The organism is Photobacterium sp. MCCC 1A19761 (genome assembly GCF_037389125.1).
Classification (GTDB): domain Bacteria; phylum Pseudomonadota; class Gammaproteobacteria; order Enterobacterales; family Vibrionaceae; genus Photobacterium.
The window spans coordinates 1-18,667 of record NZ_JAZGTF010000033.1 but is presented as its reverse complement, the minus strand read 5'-3'; the positions used below and the strand labels follow the sequence as shown (position 1 = coordinate 18,667).

Sequence of the window (18,667 nt, the reverse complement as noted above, 5' to 3'; positions counted from 1 at the left end):
GATATGGATAGCGCGCAGGCATTCACACCACTGCAGCCCCTGTTCCGGTTACCTTTTTCCTTTGCCCGCCGTCATCAGGTGGTGCTGGAATCCAGCGATCAGGGCCGAACCCTGTTTTATTGCGGCGTGCTGAGTGCACCGGTCCTGGCGGAAATCCGCCGGGTCAGCGGCGGCGGATTTACCCCGCAGGCGCTGGATGAGAAGGCATTTGAGCAGAAGCTGACGGAAGCGTATCAGCGTGATTCGTCGGAAGCGCGCCAGCTGATGGAAGATTTGGGTTCGGACAGCGATGATTTCTTCTCGCTGGCCGAGGAGTTGCCGGAGACCGAAGATCTGCTCGAGTCGGAAGACGATGCGCCGATCATCAAGCTGATCAACGCCATGCTGGCTGAAGCGATCAAAGAAGCGGCGTCTGATATCCATATCGAAACATTCGAGAAAGTGCTGTCGATCCGTTTCCGGGTCGACGGGGTGCTGCGGGAAGTGCTGCAGCCGAGCCGGAAACTGGCCCCGCTGCTGGTCTCGCGGATCAAGGTCATGGCCCGGTTGGATATCGCGGAAAAGCGGGTGCCGCAGGATGGCCGGATCTCCCTGCGGATCGGGGGCCGGGCGGTGGATGTGCGGGTCTCAACCATGCCTTCCTCGCACGGCGAGCGGGTGGTGCTGCGTCTGCTCGATAAGAATGCCACCCGGCTGGATCTCCATAGCCTGGGGATGACTGCAGGGAACCACAAAAACTTTCAGCGAATTATCCAGCGCCCGCACGGGATTATCCTGGTCACCGGCCCGACCGGCTCGGGGAAATCAACTACCTTGTATGCCGGATTGCAGGAGCTCAACGGCAAAGAGCGCAACATTCTGACCGTAGAAGACCCCATCGAATTTGATATCGACGGGATCGGCCAGACGCAGGTCAATACCAAGGTGGATATGACCTTTGCCCGGGGGCTGCGGGCAATCCTGCGTCAGGATCCGGATGTGGTGATGGTCGGGGAAATCCGGGACCTGGAAACGGCCTCGATTGCTGTCCAGGCCTCGCTGACCGGTCACATGGTGATGTCGACCCTGCACACCAATACCGCGGTGGGGGCGATCACCCGACTGCGTGATATGGGGATTGAGCCGTTCCTGATCTCTTCTTCATTGCTGGGCGTGCTGGCCCAGCGCCTGGTGCGTACCTTGTGCAAATCGTGCCGGGAGCCGTATGAAGCGGATGCCGAGCAGAAGAAACTGTTCGGCCTGCGTGCCGACGAGCCGCTGACCCTGTACCGGGCGGTCGGATGTGACGCCTGTAATCACAAGGGCTATCGCGGACGGACCGGGATCCACGAGCTGTTGCTGGTGGATGACAACGTGCAGGAGCTGATCCACGCCGAAGTCGGAGAGATGGCGATTGAGAAAGCTATTCGCGGCCATACCCCGAGTATTCGCGACGACGGACTGACCAAAGTCCGGGCCGGTGTGACTACGCTGGAAGAAGTGATGCGTGTCACCAAAGAGGGGAGCTAAATGGCGGCGTTCCAATACAAGGCGCTCGATGCCCGGGGCCGGCAGAAAAAAGGCGTGCTGGAAGGTGATACTGCCCGTCAGATCCGCCAGCAGCTGCGTGAGCAGGGGTTGATCCCGGTCGAAGTGGTGCAGAGCCTGGCGCAGGAGAAGAAAAAAGCCGGCGGCGGCTTTCACCTGCGCCGGGGGATCAGTACCGCAGAGCTGTCGCTGATCACCCGCCAGCTGGCGACGCTGGTTCAGGCGTCGATGCCGCTGGAAGAGTGCCTCAAGGCGGTGGCTGAGCAGAGCGAAAAACCGCGGCTGAAGAACATGCTGCTGGCGGTGCGCTCGCGGGTCGTGGAAGGCTACACCCTGGCCGACAGCATGGCCGAGTATCCGCATATTTTTGACCAGCTGTTCCGGGCCATGGTGGCGGCCGGCGAAAAGTCGGGCCATCTCGATACGGTCCTGAACCGGCTGGCCGATTACACCGAAAATCGCCAGCAGATGCGCAGCAAGCTGCAACAGGCGATGATCTACCCGACCATGCTGACCCTGGTGGCGATTGCCGTCGTAGCCTTTTTGCTGGCGACGGTGGTGCCGAAAATTGTCGACCAGTTTGTCCAGATGGGGCAGGAGCTGCCGACCATCACCGAGATACTGCTGGCGGCCAGTAATTTTGTGCAGAACTGGGGTGTCCTGGTGCTGATTGTGGTGCTGGGCACGCTGTTGCTGGTCAAGGCAGCGCTGCGAAAACCGGATGTGCGTCTGCGCTGGGATCGCTGGGTGATGGGGATGCCGGTGATCGGCAAGGTGGCCCGGGGCCTCAATACCTCGCGATTTGCCCGGACCCTGTCGATTTGTACCTCCAGCGCGATCCCGTTGCTGGAGGGGATGAAGGTGGCCTCAGAAGTGATGACCAATACCTGGGTGAACCGTCAGGTGCTGGAAGCTGCCGATAAGGTGCGTGAAGGGGCCAGCCTGCGAGTCTCGCTCGAGCAGACCAAGCTGTTTCCGCCGATGATGCTGCATATGATTGCCAGTGGGGAACGCAGTGGTGAGCTGGAGCAGATGCTGACGCGGGCAGCCGATAACCAGGATCGGGATTTTGAATCGCTGGTGAATATGGCGCTGGGGATTTTTGAACCGTTGCTGATTGTGGCAATGGCAGGCATTGTGATGTTTATCGTGGTTGCCACGTTGATGCCGATTATTGCGCTCAATAACATGGTTGGCATGTAAGTTTTATTTTTTGGAGGTTTTTCAATGCAACGCAAACAACGCGGCTTTACGCTGCTCGAAGTAATGGTCGTGATCGTGATCCTGGGTGTGCTGGCCAGTCTGGTGGTGCCGAATCTGCTCGGGAACAAAGAGAAGGCCGATCAGCAGAAAGTCGTTACGGACATCAGTGCGCTGGAGCAGGCACTGGATATGTATAAGCTGGATAACAGCGTCTACCCGACCACGGATCAGGGGCTGGATGCGCTGGTCTCGATGCCGTCCTCCAGTCCGGAGCCGCGCAACTACCGTAACGGTGGTTACATCAAGCGCTTGCCGCAGGACCCTTGGGGCAATGAATACCAGTATGTGATGCCGGGTGAACATGGTCCGGTGGATATCTTCAGCCTGGGTGCCGACGGCCAGGAAGGCGGTGAAGGGGTCAATACTGACATCGGCAACTGGAACATGCTGGACTACTAAGCCGGCTGTGCACCGAGAGAGATTGTGATGAAACGTGCGGCAGGCTTTACCCTGATCGAACTGATGCTGGTGCTGGTGTTACTGGCCACCAGTGCGGTGGCGGTGATTGCGACCTTCCCTGAAAAGCAGGAAGACCGGGTGAAAGAAGAAGCCACACGTTTTCATCATCTGGTGCAGTTGCTGGGTGAAGATGCCCTGCTCAACGGGCTCGATTACGGGATCCGGGTCGAGCGGGGCAGTTACCAGTTTCTTCAGCTAACCGGTCAGCAATGGAAACCGCTGGAGTCCTCCCGTTATTTTACCCGGGTCGAGATGGATGATGATATCCGGCTGCGGGTGGAAATCGGCAGTTACTCCTGGCAGGACAAAGACCGGCTGTTCAAGCCGGGCTCGTTGTTTGATGAAGACCTGTTCGCTGAACAAACTGACAAAGACAAAGTAAAACCACCGCAGGTGGTGGTGATGGCGAGCGGGGAGTACACCCCGTTTACCCTGGAATTTGAAGTCACGGGTGAGAATCAGTTCTGGCGGGTTCAGGCCGATGAAATCGGCCAGTTGCATTTGCTGCCGCCGGGAGAAACCGTGGACAGTCTGGCAGAGCGGAGGCGCTGATGAGAACCGGTCGTGGCATGACCTTGCTGGAAGTGCTGGTCGCCCTGGCGGTATTCGCCACGGCGGCGCTGAGCGTGATGAAAGCCGTCAGCCAGCACCTTAATACGCTGGGCTACCTGGAAGAGAAAACCTTTGCGGCCATGGTGGCCGATAACGAGTTGGCCAAAGTCCGGCTGTCGGGCGAGATCCCGACTTCGGAGAAGAAAGGCAAGTCTGAGCTGGCCGGCCGGGAATGGTACTGGTCGATTAAAAGCAGCAAGACCGCCGATGGATTTCTGCGGGCACTGGATGTGACGGTTGCGACCGATGCAGCCCGTAAGCAGTCGGTGGTCACCCTGAGAACTTATGTTGAAAACTAATCGTATCATCGCAGCCCGCAGCCGCCGGGGTTCATCGCACCCGGGCTTATTGCGCCCGGGTCAAAAGGGATTCACGCTGCTGGAAGTGCTGGTCGCCATCGCGGTGTTTGCAATGCTGAGTTTGTCGGCCTATCAGGTGATGAACGGGGTGCAGATCAGCGATCAGCAGTCGCGTGAACACAACGAGCGGCTGCAGCAGATCCAACGTGCCGTGGTGATGATGGATAATGATTTTCGTCAGATAGTCGCCCGCCAGAGCCGGAATCAGGGTGAGGAGCCCAGCGGGAAGTTGTTGCTGAGCGGGGAATACCTGCTCGATTCGTCCAGCGACGGGATCATGTTCACCCGCGCCGGATGGCAGAACCCGCAGCAGATGTTTCCCCGTGGCGAGAATGTCCGGGTCGGGTATCGCATTGTGGACGATACTCTGGAGCGGGTCTGGTTCCGCTACCCGGATACGGTGGTCGGTGCCGAGCCGTTGGTCCGCCCGATCCTGCCCAAAGTCACTAAGCTGGAAGTGCGCTTCTACCATGACAAGAAGTGGCTGGAGAGCTGGGGGCAGGATGCCACCTTGCCGGAAGGGGTCCGGATCCGGCTGACGCTGGAAGATTTTGGCGACATCGAACGGGTGTACATGCTGCCGGTCTCGGCCCTGGCGCCGAAAGCCAAGGAGGAGAGCTGATGAAGCAGCAGCGTGGGGTGGCCCTGATTGTCGTGCTGATGCTTCTGGCACTGATGACGCTCCTGGCCGCCCAGATGAGTGAACGCTTACAATTGAATTTTTACCGGGTGGAAAACCAGCTGCAGAACCAGCAGGCCTACTGGTATGCGCTGGGGATGGAAGAGCTGGCAAAAGTTGCTGTTGATCAGAGCCTGAAAGACAGCGACACCGTGAATTTGAGCCAGGTGTGGGCGACCCGGGGACAGCGTTATCCGCTGGACGGTGGGGAGGCGCTGGGGAATATCTACGATCGTCAGGCCTGTTTTAATCTCAATGCCCTGTCGGAGCTCCCCCTGCCGGATGATCGCAGCCAGAAGCCGTTTCTGGTGCGAACGCTGCAAAGTATTCTGGAAGAGAGCGGGATTGACAGCTATGAAGCCGAAGTGGTCGCTGACTCCAGTTGGGAATACGTGGATCCGGCCGAACCGGTGAATGCGCCGTTCGGGGCCGGGGACAGCACCTATGAAGGGTTTCAGCCGCCTTACCTGCCGCCGATGGGGTTGATGGCCGATGTCAGTGAATTCCGGGCGGTCAACGGGGTCAGCGCCCAGATTTATCAAAAAGCCCAAGCGTTGCTGTGTGCGTTACCCAGCCGGGATCTGGTCATTAACGTCAATACGCTTGAAGAGGCCCAGGCCGCTTTGCTGGTAGGGCTGTTTGCGCCTGAGTTACCGATGTCCGACGCCGCCACGCTGATCAGTAATCGTCCCCATGACGGCTGGCAGACGGTGGATGTCTTTATGGGCGAGTCGGCGATTAGCCGCCTCAGCAGTGATGCCCAGAAGCGCGCCAAGGAGCACCTGGCGGTCAGCAGTAATTATTTCCAGCTGGATACTGAGATCCGAGTGGATCGATCCAGAGTAAGACTTGTGGCCCTGATGAAACGTGAGGGTCAGGACAAGGTGACAGTCGTTCGTCGCCGTTATGGAGGAATCAGTGAGCGAGTTTCTGACGATAAGGCTCAGTAGTCGACCGGAGCAGCCGGTGCAATGGCTGGTCTGGTCGCGACAGCAGAAAGAAGTGATAGCGTCGGGTCAGCTGGCCGGTCTGGACCAGCTGAGTGAGCTGGAAGAGTATGCCGCCCAGCGTCCGGTGTTTGCACTGATCCCTGCCAGTGATGTGTTGCTGACGGAAGTGGTGATCCCGTCCGGCAGTAGCCGGCAGTTGGCGACCGTATTGCCGTACCTGCTGGAAGAAGAGTTGGCGCAGGATGTGGATGCGCTGCATGTGCACCTGCTCAAGCGGGAAGGACAGACCGCCCATGTGGCGGTGGTTGAGCATCGCAAGATCCAGACCTGGCTGGCGGCATTGGCCGATGCCGGGATGGATGTGAAGAAGCTGGTTCCCGACTGCCTGTGTCTGCCCTTGTTCCGGGACAGCTATACCGCGGCGGAGTTGGAAGATCAGTGGCTGATCCGTCAGTCGGAAACCCTGGGCATTTGTGCTGAATCCTCCTGGCTTTCGGCCTGGTTACTGGCGCAGAAAGCACCGATCACGGCAGAAGTGGCTGATGAGGAGGAAGAGGAGGCGGCGCGTGAATCGGTGGAACCTCCGGCTTCTCAGCCGGTTGATGCCGGGGAAGCTGTGGACAGCAGCGCGGTGTTGATCCGTCATTATACCCCGGCACCGGCAGGTGCCCCGGGTCAGTGGCAGGCCGAAACCCCGGAGTTGGTGATGCAGTTGTTGGCGCTGGGGGCAGATGACAGCGGGACCAACCTGCTGTCAGGGCCGTATAAGCGGCAACCGGCCTGGCGTAAATATCTCAAGCCTTGGCGTAAAGTGGCCATCGCAGCCGGTTTGGTGCTGGTGGCGATGGTGGCCGAGCACCTGATGTCGATCCAGCAGATGGAACAACAGGCGCTGGCCTATAAATCCGAAAGCGAGCGGATCTTCCGCCAGGTGCTTCCGCAGTTTAACCGGATCCCGTCGCAGAGTTACCTCAAGCGTCAGATGAACAGTGAACTGGCCCGTCTGGGCGGCGCGGGAAGCAATGAAGGATTGCTGCCGTGGCTGGCGCAACTGCAGCCGGCGCTGAGCAAAGTGCCGCAACTCAATATTCTGAACGTGAAATATGATCAGAATCGTGCCGAATTGCGGTTGCAGGCGAGCTCGGCAGAGTTCCAGCATTTCGAACAATTGCGCCTGTTGTTGACCGAGCAGTTTGAGGTCGAGCAGGGGCAGCTCAATAAAGTGGAAAATCAGGTAACCGGCGCAGTCGTGTTAAGGAGAAAATCATGAATGCGTGGTGGAAATCCCTGAGTGGCCGCGAACAGCGTCTGGTGCTGGGCGGGGGGATCGCCTTGGTGCTTGCCGTGCTGTATTGGGGGATCTGGCAGCCGCTGTCCAGCCGGGCTGATCTGGCCGCGCAACAGTTGCAGACGGAGCGCCAGCTGCTCAATTGGGTTAGTGGCAAGGCAGATGAAATTACGGCCCTGCGTGCCCGTTCCGGGAGCAGCGGTATGGTCAGTGACCAGGGACTGAACCAGGTCGTGAATGAAACCACCCGCCGGTTCCGGATTGAGCTGATCCGGATGCAGCCCCGTGATGATGCGGTTCAGGTCTGGGTACAGCCGTTGCCGTTCAATACCCTGGTCAACTGGCTGGCGTTTTTGAAAGACGAGCATGGCATTGAAGCGCAGTTTCTGGATGTCTCGAAAGGAGACCGTGCCGGTGTAGTAGAAGTCAGTCGTTTACAGTTGGGCCGGGGATAGTTGTGAAGTATAAGTTACTCGTCAGTGTTTCATTTCTCGTGGTGTTGGTCGCCAGTATGGTGGCGCATGTGCCGATCAGCTGGGTGTGGCAACAAGTACCGCCGGTCCGGGGTCTGGCGTTGTCCGGGCTCAGTGGCACACCCTGGCAGGGAAGCGCTGATCAAGTGGCCTGGCAGGGCCAGAATCTGGGGCGCGTGCAGTGGCAGATGGATCTGGCTGCACTGTTTTCGGCTCAGGCGGCGTTCGATGTCCGCTTCGGGCAGGGCAGTGACATGAATCTGGTTGGGCGGGGCCGGGTTGGTTACCGTGCCCAGGGACCTTTTGCGGAAAATCTGCTGGTCTCGTTGCCGGCGCAGCAGGTGATGGCGCGTGCCAAGGTTCCGGTCCCGATCACGCTGGCCGGCAATCTGGAGCTGACGGTACGGGATTATCAGTTTCAGGCACCTTTCTGCGCGGAGCTAAACGGCACCCTGGCTTGGACGTCGGGCGCTGTCAGCACGCCGATGGGAGGATTGAATCCGGGCTCGGCGATTGCCGATCTGTCTTGTGCCCAGGGGAAGGTGGTTGCGGTTGCGAACCAGTCGTCGACTGACGTTTCGAGTGAATGGCAGGCTGAGCTGACGCCGAACCGTCAATACGCCCTGAACGGCTGGTTCAAACCGGGCGCGGCGTTTCCGGCACAACTGGGCCAGCAACTGAAGTGGTTGGGTAACCCGGACTCGCAAGGGCGTTACCCGCTCAACTACCGTGGTCGGCTCTAGCAGAAGCGGAAATCACCGATTCAACTTAACGCTTTTGCGATCATTTGCTTTATTTCATTCGGCTATTGACCTTAAATAGCCCATATTCAGTGGCACGGTAAAGTCGCATCAGACACGGCCGGCCACGGGTCAATGCGACGGTAATACAGGATAACGTCATGGCGGCGGACAACAACAAACCTGAAATTCTGGCGACCAAAGTGGTCGCACAATCCCGGCTTTTTAAGATTGAATCGCTGGATTTACGGTTTTCCAACGGCGTTGAGCGCACCTACGAGCGGATGAAGCCCAGCGGCCGACATGCCGTGCTGGTGGTGCCGGTTACGGCCGAAGGCGATTTGCTGCTGATCCGCGAGTATGCCGCCGGAACCGATCGTTACGAGCTGGGCTTCCCGAAAGGCCTGGTGGATCCGGGCGAAAGCGCAGAAGTGGCGGCAGACCGGGAGCTGAAAGAAGAGATTGGGTTTGGGGCCCGTCAGCTTCGCCCACTGAAAGAAGTGGTACTGGCACCGTCGTATTTTTCCAGCCGAATGACCCTGTTTCTGGCCGAGGATCTCTATCCGGAGCGACTGGCCGGGGATGAGCCGGAGCCGCTGGAAATCGTGCGCTGGCCGCTGAGTCAGGCGGAAGAGCTGCTCACTCATGTCGATTTTGCCGAATCGCGCAGCATTACGGCCTTATTCCTGGCCTTACAACAACTTTCCCGATAGGAGCGAATGATGGATTTATCGAACCTATTACCGTCGGTTATCGACATTGCCCGGGCTTCCGGTCAGGTGATCCTGGATATTTACCAGCACGGCCAGTTCGAAAAGCAGGTCAAAAATGACAACACCCCGGTGACCAGTGCCGATCTGGCGGCGCATAAGCTGGTGGTTGAGCGCCTGACCGAGCTGACCCCGGATATTCCGGTCTTGTCAGAGGAAGATGCCGGGATCCCGCTGTCGGAGCGCAGCCAGTGGCAGCGTTACTGGTTGGTCGATCCGCTTGACGGGACCCAGGAGTTTATTGCCGGTAGCGGTGATTTTGCGACGATTATTGCTTTAGTGGCAGATAACCAACCGGTGATGGGGGTGGTGTACGCGCCGATCTCCGGGGTCGCGTATTACGCTTATCACGGCAAAGGGGCCTGGAAGATCACGCCGGAGGGCGAGGCGGTCCGGATCTCAACCCATAAACATGAGCTGCCAACCCAGTCGATTGCCGTGGCGATCAGCCGTCGCCAGGATATTCAGGCGATCACCAATCGCCTGGATCCGTCGCTGAACTATGATTTGGTGCCGCTGGGCTCGGCAGCGCTGAAATCGTGTCTGGTCGCCGAAGGCGCGGTGGATTGCTACCTGCGCCTGGGTCCGACCGGGGAGTGGGACACGGCGGCAACGCAATGTATTGTTGAAGAAGCCGGCGGTCGGATCCTCAATACGCACCTGACGCCGCTGTCTTACAACGAGCGCGATACGCTGGAGAACCCGAATTTCATTACGCTGGGCGATGAGTCGCTGCCGTGGTCGACGATTCTGACGCCGGATAATCGGATGATGGAAGTGTGAGGATTGCCTGTCAGGCAGGATAAAAACGGAGCTGCGGCTCCGTTTTTTGTTGGGGGTTACGCCATGTGCGACGAGACCCCTCGTTTCCGGCCGGCTCAGAACAGGCGGTTCAAGCCGTTCAATGCTGCTACCCGGTAGGCTTCGGCCATGGTCGGGTAGTTGAAGGTGGTATTGGCGAAGTAGTCGATGGTATTGCCTTCGCCTTTTTGCTCCATGATCGCCTGGCCGATGTGGATGATCTCGGCTGCCCGTTCACCGAAGCAGTGGATCCCGAGGATCTCTTTGGTTTCGCGATGGAACAGGATTTTCAGGCTGCCCACTTCGGTCCCGGCAATCTGGGCGCGGGCCAGATGTTTGAACTGCGAGCGGCCGACTTCGTACGGGATTTTCTCTGCGGTCAGCTCCTGCTCGGTTTTGCCGACGGAGCTGATCTCCGGGATGGTGTAGATCCCGGTCGGGATATGCTCGATCAAACAGCCTTCCGCTTCCCCGTTGCTGATGGCTTGGGCCACGAACCGGCCCTGGTCGTAAGCGGCGCTGGCGAGGCTCGGGTAGCCAATGACATCCCCCACGGCGTAGATATGTTCGACATCGGTTTGATAGTTGTTGTTGACCTTGAGCTGGCCGCGCGAGTCCGGCACCAGACCGACATTCTCGAGCTTCAGGCGATCGGTGTTCCCGGTCCGGCCATTGGCATACAGCAGGCAGTCGGCACGCATTTTCTTGCCCGATTGCAGGTGAAGGATCACGCCATCGTTGGTTCCTTCGATCCGCTCGTAGGTTTCGCCGTTGCGGATCATCGCGCCGCTGTTCCACAGGTGGTAGGAGAGCGAGTCGGAAATTTCGTTGTCGAGAAATTCCAGCAGGCGCTCCCGGGTATTGATCAGGTCGACCTTCACGCCCAGGCCGCGGAAAATCGAGGCATATTCACTGCCGATCACCCCGGCACCATAAATCAGGATATGACGAGGGTCGTGCTTGAGCCGCAGGATCGAGTCGCTGTCGTAAATCCGGCTGTGGTCAAAGTTGACATCTGCCGGGTGGTAAGGGCGAGAGCCGGTGGCGATGACAAACTGGTCGGCAGAATAGCGGTCGAAGCTGCCGTCTGCGGTTTTCACGGCGACGGTGTGGTTGTCGACAAAGCTGGCTTCGCCGTGGATGATGGTGCAGTGGTTGCGATCGTAAAACCCCTGGCGCATCCGGGTCTGTTTGCTGACTACATCCTGGGCGTGGCCGAGGATCTGGCTGAAGGTACTGTGGAGGCTGGAGTTGTTCTTGCAGTAGAGCGGGTTTTGGTTAAATTCGATGATCCGGCTGACGGCATGGCGCAGGGCTTTGGACGGAATGGTCCCCCAGTGGGTACATCCGCCGCCGACGCTGTTCTCCCGCTCGATAATCGCAACATTAAAGCCTGCTTTGGTGAGCCCCATCGCAGCCCCTTCGCCCCCCGGGCCGCTGCCAATAATAATGGCATCAAAATGCTGGGCATGTGGTTGTTTCGACTTAGTCATTGTTCAGGCCTTTCTTATCATCCTTGCAACATTGCTTACGTGATAGTTTAACTTTTTCCTGAAGTCGGTAAAATCAGGGGGCTGTGATAGATAGGTGGCGATCACGTTGTGGGGCCGTAACTCTGTGAGCTGGCTGTTAAAAGTGACAAATACTGCTTTAATTCAGCTGCGGTCGGGAATTACTATGTTCTGATTGCCGTGAAAAGGGCAATTTTCGCTGAACCGGCGAACAAAAGCGCGTATAGTTGCAAAAAAGGTTACAGAGAAACAACAAGTTCATGGGAATCAGGGCTCAGCAAAAAGAAAAAACCCGTCGCTCACTGATTGATGCTGCATTTAATCAGCTCAGTGCCGAGCGCAGCTTTTCGAGTCTCAGTCTACGTGAAGTCGCTCGGGAAGCCGGGATTGCGCCCACCTCGTTTTATCGCCATTTCAAGGATATGGATGAGCTGGGTCTGACCATGGTGGATGAAGGCGGTTTGATCCTTCGTCAGTTGATGCGCCAGGCGCGTCAGCGCATTGCCAAAGAAGGCAGTGTGATCCGTACCTCTGTAGAAACATTTATGGAATTTATTGAAAGCAGCCCGAATGTGTTTCGGTTGCTTTTGCGCGAGCGCTCCGGCACTTCGCCGGCGTTTCGCGCCGCTGTCGCTCGGGAAATTCAGCACTTCGTTGCGGAGCTGACCGAGTATCTGGAAGCGAAAACTGGTGTGACGCACGATGAAGCCTATACTCAGGCGGAGGCGTCGGTCACGCTGGTGTTCAGCTCGGGGGCGGAGGCGCTGGATCTGGACAACCACGCGCGTGCGGAGCATGCGGAAAGATTGATTATGCAATTGCGAATGATTGCAAAAGGTGCCTATTGGTATCGTAAAGAGCGTGAGCGTCGAGAGCTCAGGCAGAAACTCTAACTTTATTGTGTTGGTGAAGGATATGAACAAGGAACAAGTAAAAGCTGAACGTAAAACACTGCTGCTGTCTTTTCTGGCAGGTCTGTGCGGCAATGCGACGTTGGCTGTATTCACATCAAGTGCTGTACCGTTTTCTATTTTTCCTGTTATTGCGTTTGGCCTGGCAGCGTACTGCCTGTATCAGGAATACCTGAGCAAGCCGATGACAGAAGGGACACCGGCGATCGCCTTCGCCTGCTTCCTGGCAGGTGCGTTTGGCTACTCCGGCTTCATGCGGGCACAGTTCCCGGACATGGGCTCTAACTTCCTGCCGCTGATGATCACGCTGGGTCTGCTGCTGTGGGTTGCTTACAAGCTGGGGATCATGTTGCCAAAGAAGATCGAAAGCACTGAAGCGCAAGTGTAATTTGCACTTTCAGTTGGATGATAAAAAAGGCGCCGAGGGCGCCTTTTTTATGGTCTGTGATTGCCGGAGCTCGGGTTATTTCCGCTCCAGCAGCACGCCCGCTTCCATGTGGTGGGTATACGGGAACTGATCAAACAAAGCAAAGCGGGTAATGCGGTGTGTTTCGCCCAGAATCGCCAGGTTCTCTTTCAGGGTTTCTGGATTACATGAGATATACATGATGCGATCGTAAGCCTGCACCATCCGGCAGGTGCCTTCATCCATCCCCGCACGTGGCGGATCAACAAAGATGGTGTTGCAATTGTAGCTGCTGAGATCGATGCCGGCATTTTTCAGGCGGCGGAACTCGCGCTTACCTTCCATCGCTTCGGTAAACTCTTCTGCCGACATTCGAATGATTTGGACATTGTCGATGTGATTGGCGGCAATGTTGTACTGAGCAGAATCCACGGAGGGTTTTGCCAGCTCTGTCGCCAGAACCCGCTCAAAGTTCTTGGCCAGTGCCAGGGAGAAGTTGCCGTTGCCACAGTAGAGTTCCAGCAAATCGCCGGCGCTGTCTTCGGTACAGTCGACGGCCCACTCCAGCATCTTCTGCGCCACTACGCCGTTCGGTTGGGTAAAGCTGTTTTCAACCTGCTGGTAGGTCAGGGTGCGATCATGAACGGTGAGTTTTTCAATCACGTGTTCCTGATCCAGGACAATCTTCTGCTTGCGGGCCCGGCCAATGAAGTTCAGGTTAAACCCTTCATCATTCAGGCGTTGCTTGAGGGCTTTGGCCTCGCGAACCCATTCTTCGTCCAGTTGGCGGTGATACAGCAGCGACACCAGGATCTCACCGCTCAGGGTCGACAGGAAATCAACCTGGAACAGTTTATGACGCAGGGTTTTGACTGGTTTGAGCGCATCAACCAGCAGTGGCATCAGATCGTTGATCAGACGGCTGGCGGCCGGGAACTGATCCACACGGTATTTCTGACGGGTTTCCTGGTTGAACATGATGTAGTAGAGATTATCGCCTTCGTGCCACACACGAAATTCGGCGCGCATCCGGTAATGCTCGGCAGGTGAGGCAAACACCTCAAGTTCAGGGGTTTCAAAATCCGCGAAGATATTTTGAATACGCGCTGCCTTTTCATCTAGCTGTGCCTGGTACTCAGCCGGATTGATGTCGGTGGATGCCATGTTGGGTGCCTCAAACTGCTCAAAATAAGAGCGCAGATTTTATTGCATTGTTGACTGATGTCCAGTGTTGAGACGGATAAAAGTGTTGCTCGAAGCGTATTGTCATATTCCATAACAAACAAAACTAGACATTCATCATGAGGATAACTAGCATTCGCCCTGCACGGGTTTGCCTGAATTCAGGTAGGGAACACGGTGAAATTCCGTGACTGACGCGCAGCGGTGAGAGAGAACGAAAGCACATGGACGTTAGTTCCGAACACTGCTTCGAAAGACGGTGCAAAGCCGTTGATAAAGAAGTGGGAAGTTGTTGCCTAGGTGGTTGTTCAACCATGCTCTTAAGTCCGAAGACCGACTCGTGTACTGAGCAAGAGTTTGCTTTGTAATTAACGCGACTTAAGGTATCTAAATAATGAAGAAAACGCTTTTAGCAGTGGCGTTGGCACCTGTGTGCCTGTCGTCTTTTTCTGTTGCCGCCCAGGACGAGGATGTCATGGTGGTAACAGCCAACCGATTTGAGCAATCCGTCAAAAATGTGATTGCCCCTGTCTCTGTGATCACCAAAGAAGAAATTGACGCAATTCAGGCCAAATCCCTGGCGGAAGTGTTACGGCGTCTGCCGGGTGTGCAAGTAGCAAACCAAGGGGGGCCGGGTCAGAACGCTGAACTATATATTCGCGGTATGTCCTCGAAGAATGTTCTTGTCTTAATCAATGGGGTTCGTTTTGGCAGTGCGACATTAGGGTACGCGAACTTTTCAGCCATTCCTCTTTCAGGTGTAGAGCGAATTGAGTTTGTTCGTGGCCCAAGAGCCGCGGTTTATGGCTCTGATGCTGTGAGTGGTGTGATTAACATTATTACGACCTATCAGGGTAATGATGGTATTACTGTGGATGCAGGCGTTGGCAGCGAGAACTACTATCGTGCAGGTGTCAGTGCTGCAGGTGAGGCTGCAAATGGAGCCTGGGGCAAAATTGCAGCAACCTATGAAACAAGTGACGGCTATGACGTTCAACCAACCAGTGCTAACTCATTCGATAAAGATGATGATGGCTATCGTAACAAGTATGTCGTGGCAGATACGGGTAAGCAGCTCAATGACCATTGGATGGTAAAACTGAATGGTTATTACCAAAATAAATACACTGAATTTGATAACCCTTGGTCAGGCGTTGATCAAAGTAAGAGTGATTTGTATAACGTTGCGGGAGTGCTGCAGTATCAAGGCAATGCACTTTTTTCGACATTCACTCTGGCAAACAACTCAGATGAAGCGGAATCGTATGGACAAGGAACAGACCCGAGTACGATTGAAACGCAACGCACAACAGCATCTTGGGCAAATATTTACCAACTGAACAGCCAGGTACAGTTGGGTGGTGGACTGGATTGGTATACCGAGGACGTAACCAACAGTGCAACGCAATACACAGAAACGAAGCGTGATAATACTGCTGTTTATCTCATGGCGCTTTATGACCGTATGCCCTTCCAGCTCGAGGGGAATGTGCGTCATGATGACCATGAGGCATATGGTGGAGAAACTACTTGGCAAGCTGGAGCCGGTTGGTCTTTTGTAGAAAATATGCGGGTAACTGCTTCAGCAGGAACTGCATTTAAAGCACCGACGTTTAATGAATTGTATTGGCCTTTACAGTGTTCTTCATGGGGGTGCTATTCTGGAAACCCCAATTTGAAACCTGAAGAATCAGAGCACTATGAGGTGGCGTTAGAAGGAGAGTATAGTCATATTGGTTGGCGTGTTGCTGGGTATCAGAGTGACATTAAGAATCTCATTTCATCCAATAGCGTTACTAATGTGAATGTGGGTAAAGCCGAAATCAAAGGTGTTGAGCTCACAGCAAACTTTGCCACAGGTCCTCTGTATCATGATGTCTCAATGGATTTTATTGATACTGAAGATAAAGACACAGGGAAGGAGCTGCAACGACGAGCAAAAGAAGTTGGTAAATGGAATGTTTATTACTTACTTGATCAGTGGCAGTTTGACCTGAGTTACTTGTATCAGGGTAAGCGTTATGATGATGCGGCGAATACAAAGCGATTGAGTTCGTATTCATTAGTTGATTTGGCGGCGAGCTATTTCGTGACTGACTCACTGACTGTGCGTGGACGAGTGGCGAACCTGTTTGATAAGGACTACGAGACGGTGCGTAATTATCAAGCCCCTGAGCGTGCATACTATTTGAATGCATCCTACGAGTTTTAATGATGAAAACCGCCTTCGGGCGGTTTTTTCGTCTCATGGACATCCAAACGATTGATGAAAACCAAAGTGATTGTCAGCTGGTCTTCCGGGAAAGACTCAACGCTGACCTTAATCAAGCTGCTCGACGATCCCACTGTTGAGGTTGTTGGGTTATATACGACTTACCTGGAAGATGAAGTGCCGTTCCAGGCGACGCCGATTGAAGTACTCAAACAGCAAGTGGCATTAACGGGGCTGCCGTTGGTGCTGATCCCCTTGCCGGAAGTTTTTCCGCCCAATACGGTCTATCAGGCGCGGGTGATCGATGGGCTGCGTCGCAGCGGCCTGGATATCGATGCGGTGGCGTTCGGCGATATGTTTTGCAATGGTATTGCTGAGTACCGGCGTAGCTATATTGAACCGGCGGGTTGGCAATGTTTGTTTCCGTTACTGGGGCGCGATAGTCGGGAGTTGGCTGAGGAAATTCTTCATAGCGGTATTCAAACGCTAATCACCACCGTCGATACGCATCAGCTCGATGGTGAATATTGCGGCCAATGGTACAACGCAGACCTACTGGCCCGGTTGCCACCACATGTCGATCCATGCGGGGAAAACGGGGAGTTTCACACCCTGGTGGTTCAGGCGCCGTGTTTTCAGGAAGCATTGAAAATTCAACGGCTGGAGTGCGAGCGGCAGGCGCGCTTTCACTATCAGCGTTATCAGCTGATTGAACCCGATGGAGAGATATCCACAGAGGGGGATTTCTGATCTGGCAACGAACGCAGTATGATGTGCATCCTGAAATGATGTCTGGTTTGTGGTGAACAGTGAAACGGGTGCTTATTTTTGATTCAGGGGTCGGGGGATTATCCGTCTATCAGGAAATCTATACCCAGCTTCCTTCCCTTCAATATATCTATGCGTTCGATGATGCCGGTTTTCCTTATGGTGAATTACCGGAAACGGTACTGATCAAGCGTACCCGGCATATCGTTTCGCTGTTAGTAGAGCGCCACCACATCGATCTGGTGGTGATTGCCTGTAATACAGCCAGCACTGTGGTATTGCCGACTTTGCGCGCCGAGCTCACGATTCCTGTGGTTGGTGTCGTGCCGGCTATCAAACCCGCAGCATTAATGAGTAAACAAAAAGCGGTGGGCCTGTTGGCAACACCGGCGACGGTAGAGCGGGAATATACCCATCAGCTGATTGCGCAGTTTGCCAGTGATTGTGATGTTTACCGGATTGGTTCGACACGCTTGGTGGAGATGGCTGAAGAGAAGTTGCGGGGAAAAAGTGTTTCTCTTGATGAGCTGGCAGGGATCTTAACGCCATGGCAGGGGAAAGTAGATAGCATCGTGTTGGGCTGCACGCATTTTCCGCTGATCAAGGCCGAGATTGCACAGGCTTTCGGTACTCCGGTTAATATTGTTGACTCCGGGCTGGCGATTGCGAATCGGGTAAAATCTTTGCTGGGGGAGTTGGAGGCGGGAGAGCAATCTGCGTTGGTTTCCAACTATACATACAATAGTGCCGCAGACCCTCATACTGCGGCACTCAATCTTAGTTTAAAATCCTTGAACCTCGGTGCAGTTCAATCGCTTAACTATCCAGGTTTTTAGGTTCGTTAGCTTCACGGACTTTCAGCGTCCGTTGCCCAAACTCTTTATTATTGAGTTGGCTGATAGCTGTGTCGGCATCACCGTTATTCATCACCACAAAACCAAATCCGCGTCGTTTGCCGGTTCGCTTATCTTTCATCAGGCGGACGGCAAAGACTTCACCGTATTCGGCAAAAAGCTTCTTGACCTCACTTTCATTCGCGCGATAAGGCAAGTTTCCGATATAGATGGTTTTGCTGCCTGCTGGTGCTGCCTCTGAACTTGTGGTCGATTCCGGTATTTCAGGCAGGTAGTTCAGCGCAGCGATTGCGGCGATCATACCGAGGATAAAGGCAATGGCTGGTGGGAAAGAAAGCAAGCTAATGATGAGTGCCCCGAGAATGGCAATAGCCCCGAGGGCCATCATGGTTTGTTTGGAAAATTTCATATTAAAAACTACATCGTCATAATGATTATTAAAGGAAGGCTGTGATTGGTTATTTTAACAACAGAGTCACATTGATATTACTTTCATCAGGTTGTAATTACTAGTTGGTGAGTGTGATGATCCTCTAATGTTGAAATTTGAGGCGTCTAGATCAAATTAGTTGAAATAATGACCGAGTGGTAATTTTTTTCAAAAAAACGCTTGTCAGGTATCGCGAACTCTCTATAATGCCGCCTCACCGACACGGAGAGCGGCTTCTTAAAGCAAGAAAGCAAGCAGCGAGTCGGGATGGTGAAAGCCTTCAAAAATAAAGTTTCAAAAAGTGTTTGACACTTCCCTTTGAATCCTTAGAATGGCGCACCTCCTCTGAGCAAAAGCGAATGAGGAAATGTTCTTTAACAATTTGACCATGCAATCTGTGTGGGCACTCGTGAAATGATAGTCAAAAGATTTATCAGTGAACTGAGTGACCAATACGACATAGCTTCGGCTA

General features: G+C 54.9%; 20 protein-coding genes and 1 riboswitch. Of the genes, 17 read left to right on the top strand and 3 right to left on the bottom strand.

Going from position 1 to position 18,667, the window contains the following annotated elements; all coding sequences use genetic code 11:
* Positions 1–3 precede the first annotated feature (3 nt).
* The 12 genes from gspE to cysQ all read left to right on the top strand — a co-directional run bounded on the left by gspE (position 4) and on the right by cysQ (position 9,903).
* Positions 4–1,509, top strand: a complete 1,506-nt coding sequence (gspE, locus tag VV869_RS21025) for a type II secretion system ATPase GspE (protein WP_443147351.1) — start codon at positions 4–6, stop codon at positions 1,507–1,509.
* Entirely contained in the window at positions 1,510–2,730 is a 1,221-nt protein-coding gene (gene gspF / locus VV869_RS21020; protein WP_337736894.1) for a type II secretion system inner membrane protein GspF, read from the top strand.
* A gap of 24 nt (positions 2,731–2,754) precedes the next feature.
* Entirely contained in the window at positions 2,755–3,189 is a 435-nt protein-coding gene (gene gspG, locus VV869_RS21015; protein WP_337736893.1) for a type II secretion system major pseudopilin GspG, read from the top strand.
* Positions 3,190–3,213: 24 nt separating this feature from the next.
* Positions 3,214–3,801: a type II secretion system minor pseudopilin GspH gene (gene gspH, locus VV869_RS21010; protein ID WP_337736892.1), complete on the top strand. Its 588-nt coding sequence runs from the start codon at positions 3,214–3,216 to the stop codon at positions 3,799–3,801.
* A complete protein-coding gene (gspI, locus tag VV869_RS21005; RefSeq protein WP_337736891.1) occupies positions 3,801–4,160 on the top strand; it encodes a type II secretion system minor pseudopilin GspI in 360 nt (119 codons plus the stop codon). Before gspH ends, gspI begins: the two co-directional genes overlap by 1 nt.
* A complete protein-coding gene (gene gspJ, locus VV869_RS21000; protein ID WP_337736890.1) occupies positions 4,147–4,842 on the top strand; it encodes a type II secretion system minor pseudopilin GspJ in 696 nt (231 codons plus the stop codon). Before gspI ends, gspJ begins: the two co-directional genes overlap by 14 nt.
* Positions 4,842–5,849 carry a type II secretion system minor pseudopilin GspK gene (gspK, locus tag VV869_RS20995; protein ID WP_337736889.1) on the top strand — a complete coding sequence of 336 codons (1,008 nt, stop codon included), beginning with the start codon at positions 4,842–4,844 and terminating at the stop codon, positions 5,847–5,849. The genes gspJ and gspK overlap by 1 nt, the downstream gene beginning before the upstream one ends.
* A complete protein-coding gene (gene gspL / locus VV869_RS20990) occupies positions 5,818–7,119 on the top strand; it encodes a type II secretion system protein GspL (protein WP_337736888.1) in 1,302 nt (433 codons plus the stop codon). Before gspK ends, gspL begins: the two co-directional genes overlap by 32 nt.
* On the top strand, positions 7,116–7,592 hold the full coding sequence (locus tag VV869_RS20985; protein WP_337736887.1) for a type II secretion system protein M: 477 nt from the start codon (positions 7,116–7,118) through the stop codon (positions 7,590–7,592). Before gspL ends, VV869_RS20985 begins: the two co-directional genes overlap by 4 nt.
* A 2-nt stretch (positions 7,593–7,594) precedes the next feature.
* Complete coding sequence (locus VV869_RS20980; RefSeq protein WP_337736886.1) at positions 7,595–8,353, top strand: type II secretion system protein N; 759 nt, start codon at positions 7,595–7,597, stop codon at positions 8,351–8,353.
* Positions 8,354–8,511: 158 nt separating this feature from the next.
* Positions 8,512–9,063, top strand: coding sequence for an ADP compounds hydrolase NudE (gene nudE / locus VV869_RS20975; protein WP_337736885.1), 552 nt, complete (start codon positions 8,512–8,514; stop codon positions 9,061–9,063).
* 9 nt (positions 9,064–9,072) lie between these two features.
* Positions 9,073–9,903, top strand: coding sequence for a 3'(2'),5'-bisphosphate nucleotidase CysQ (cysQ, locus tag VV869_RS20970; RefSeq protein WP_337736965.1), 831 nt, complete (start codon positions 9,073–9,075; stop codon positions 9,901–9,903).
* A 95-nt stretch (positions 9,904–9,998) separates the two neighbouring features.
* Here cysQ and sthA read toward each other — a convergent pair whose 3' ends face one another.
* Positions 9,999–11,414, bottom strand: a complete 1,416-nt coding sequence (gene sthA, locus VV869_RS20965; RefSeq protein WP_337736884.1) for a Si-specific NAD(P)(+) transhydrogenase — start codon at positions 11,412–11,414, stop codon at positions 9,999–10,001.
* A 278-nt stretch (positions 11,415–11,692) separates the two neighbouring features.
* Between sthA and fabR the strand changes: the two genes are divergently transcribed.
* Both fabR and VV869_RS20955 read left to right on the top strand, forming a co-directional pair.
* Positions 11,693–12,325 carry an HTH-type transcriptional repressor FabR gene (gene fabR, locus VV869_RS20960; RefSeq protein ID WP_261601213.1) on the top strand — a complete coding sequence of 211 codons (633 nt, stop codon included), beginning with the start codon at positions 11,693–11,695 and terminating at the stop codon, positions 12,323–12,325.
* A gap of 22 nt (positions 12,326–12,347) precedes the next feature.
* On the top strand, positions 12,348–12,731 hold the full coding sequence (locus VV869_RS20955) for a YijD family membrane protein (protein ID WP_337736883.1): 384 nt from the start codon (positions 12,348–12,350) through the stop codon (positions 12,729–12,731).
* 75 nt (positions 12,732–12,806) lie between these two features.
* On the opposite strand, the gene trmA is transcribed toward VV869_RS20955, so the two are convergent.
* Positions 12,807–13,913, bottom strand: a complete 1,107-nt coding sequence (gene trmA / locus VV869_RS20950) for a tRNA (uridine(54)-C5)-methyltransferase TrmA (protein ID WP_337736882.1) — start codon at positions 13,911–13,913, stop codon at positions 12,807–12,809.
* A gap of 149 nt (positions 13,914–14,062) precedes the next feature.
* Positions 14,063–14,286: riboswitch (cobalamin riboswitch) on the top strand.
* Between the two features lie 39 nt (positions 14,287–14,325).
* On the opposite strand from trmA, the gene VV869_RS20945 reads away from it, so the two are divergent.
* The 3 genes from VV869_RS20945 to murI are packed head-to-tail and all read left to right on the top strand — an operon-like array spanning position 14,326 to position 17,747.
* Complete coding sequence (locus tag VV869_RS20945) at positions 14,326–16,143, top strand: TonB-dependent receptor domain-containing protein (protein WP_337736881.1); 1,818 nt, start codon at positions 14,326–14,328, stop codon at positions 16,141–16,143.
* Positions 16,144–16,197: 54 nt separating this feature from the next.
* Positions 16,198–16,893 (top strand): ATPase, encoded by a 696-nt coding sequence (locus tag VV869_RS20940; RefSeq protein WP_337736964.1) that lies wholly within the window; start codon positions 16,198–16,200, stop codon positions 16,891–16,893.
* A gap of 59 nt (positions 16,894–16,952) precedes the next feature.
* Positions 16,953–17,747 (top strand): glutamate racemase, encoded by a 795-nt coding sequence (gene murI / locus VV869_RS20935; protein ID WP_337736880.1) that lies wholly within the window; start codon positions 16,953–16,955, stop codon positions 17,745–17,747.
* Here the strand turns inward: murI and VV869_RS20930 are convergent.
* Positions 17,728–18,174, bottom strand: a complete 447-nt coding sequence (locus VV869_RS20930) for an RNA recognition motif domain-containing protein (RefSeq protein WP_337736879.1) — start codon at positions 18,172–18,174, stop codon at positions 17,728–17,730. The two genes, murI and VV869_RS20930, sit on opposite strands and share 20 nt — an antisense overlap.
* Between the last annotated feature and the right edge of the window lie 493 nt (positions 18,175–18,667).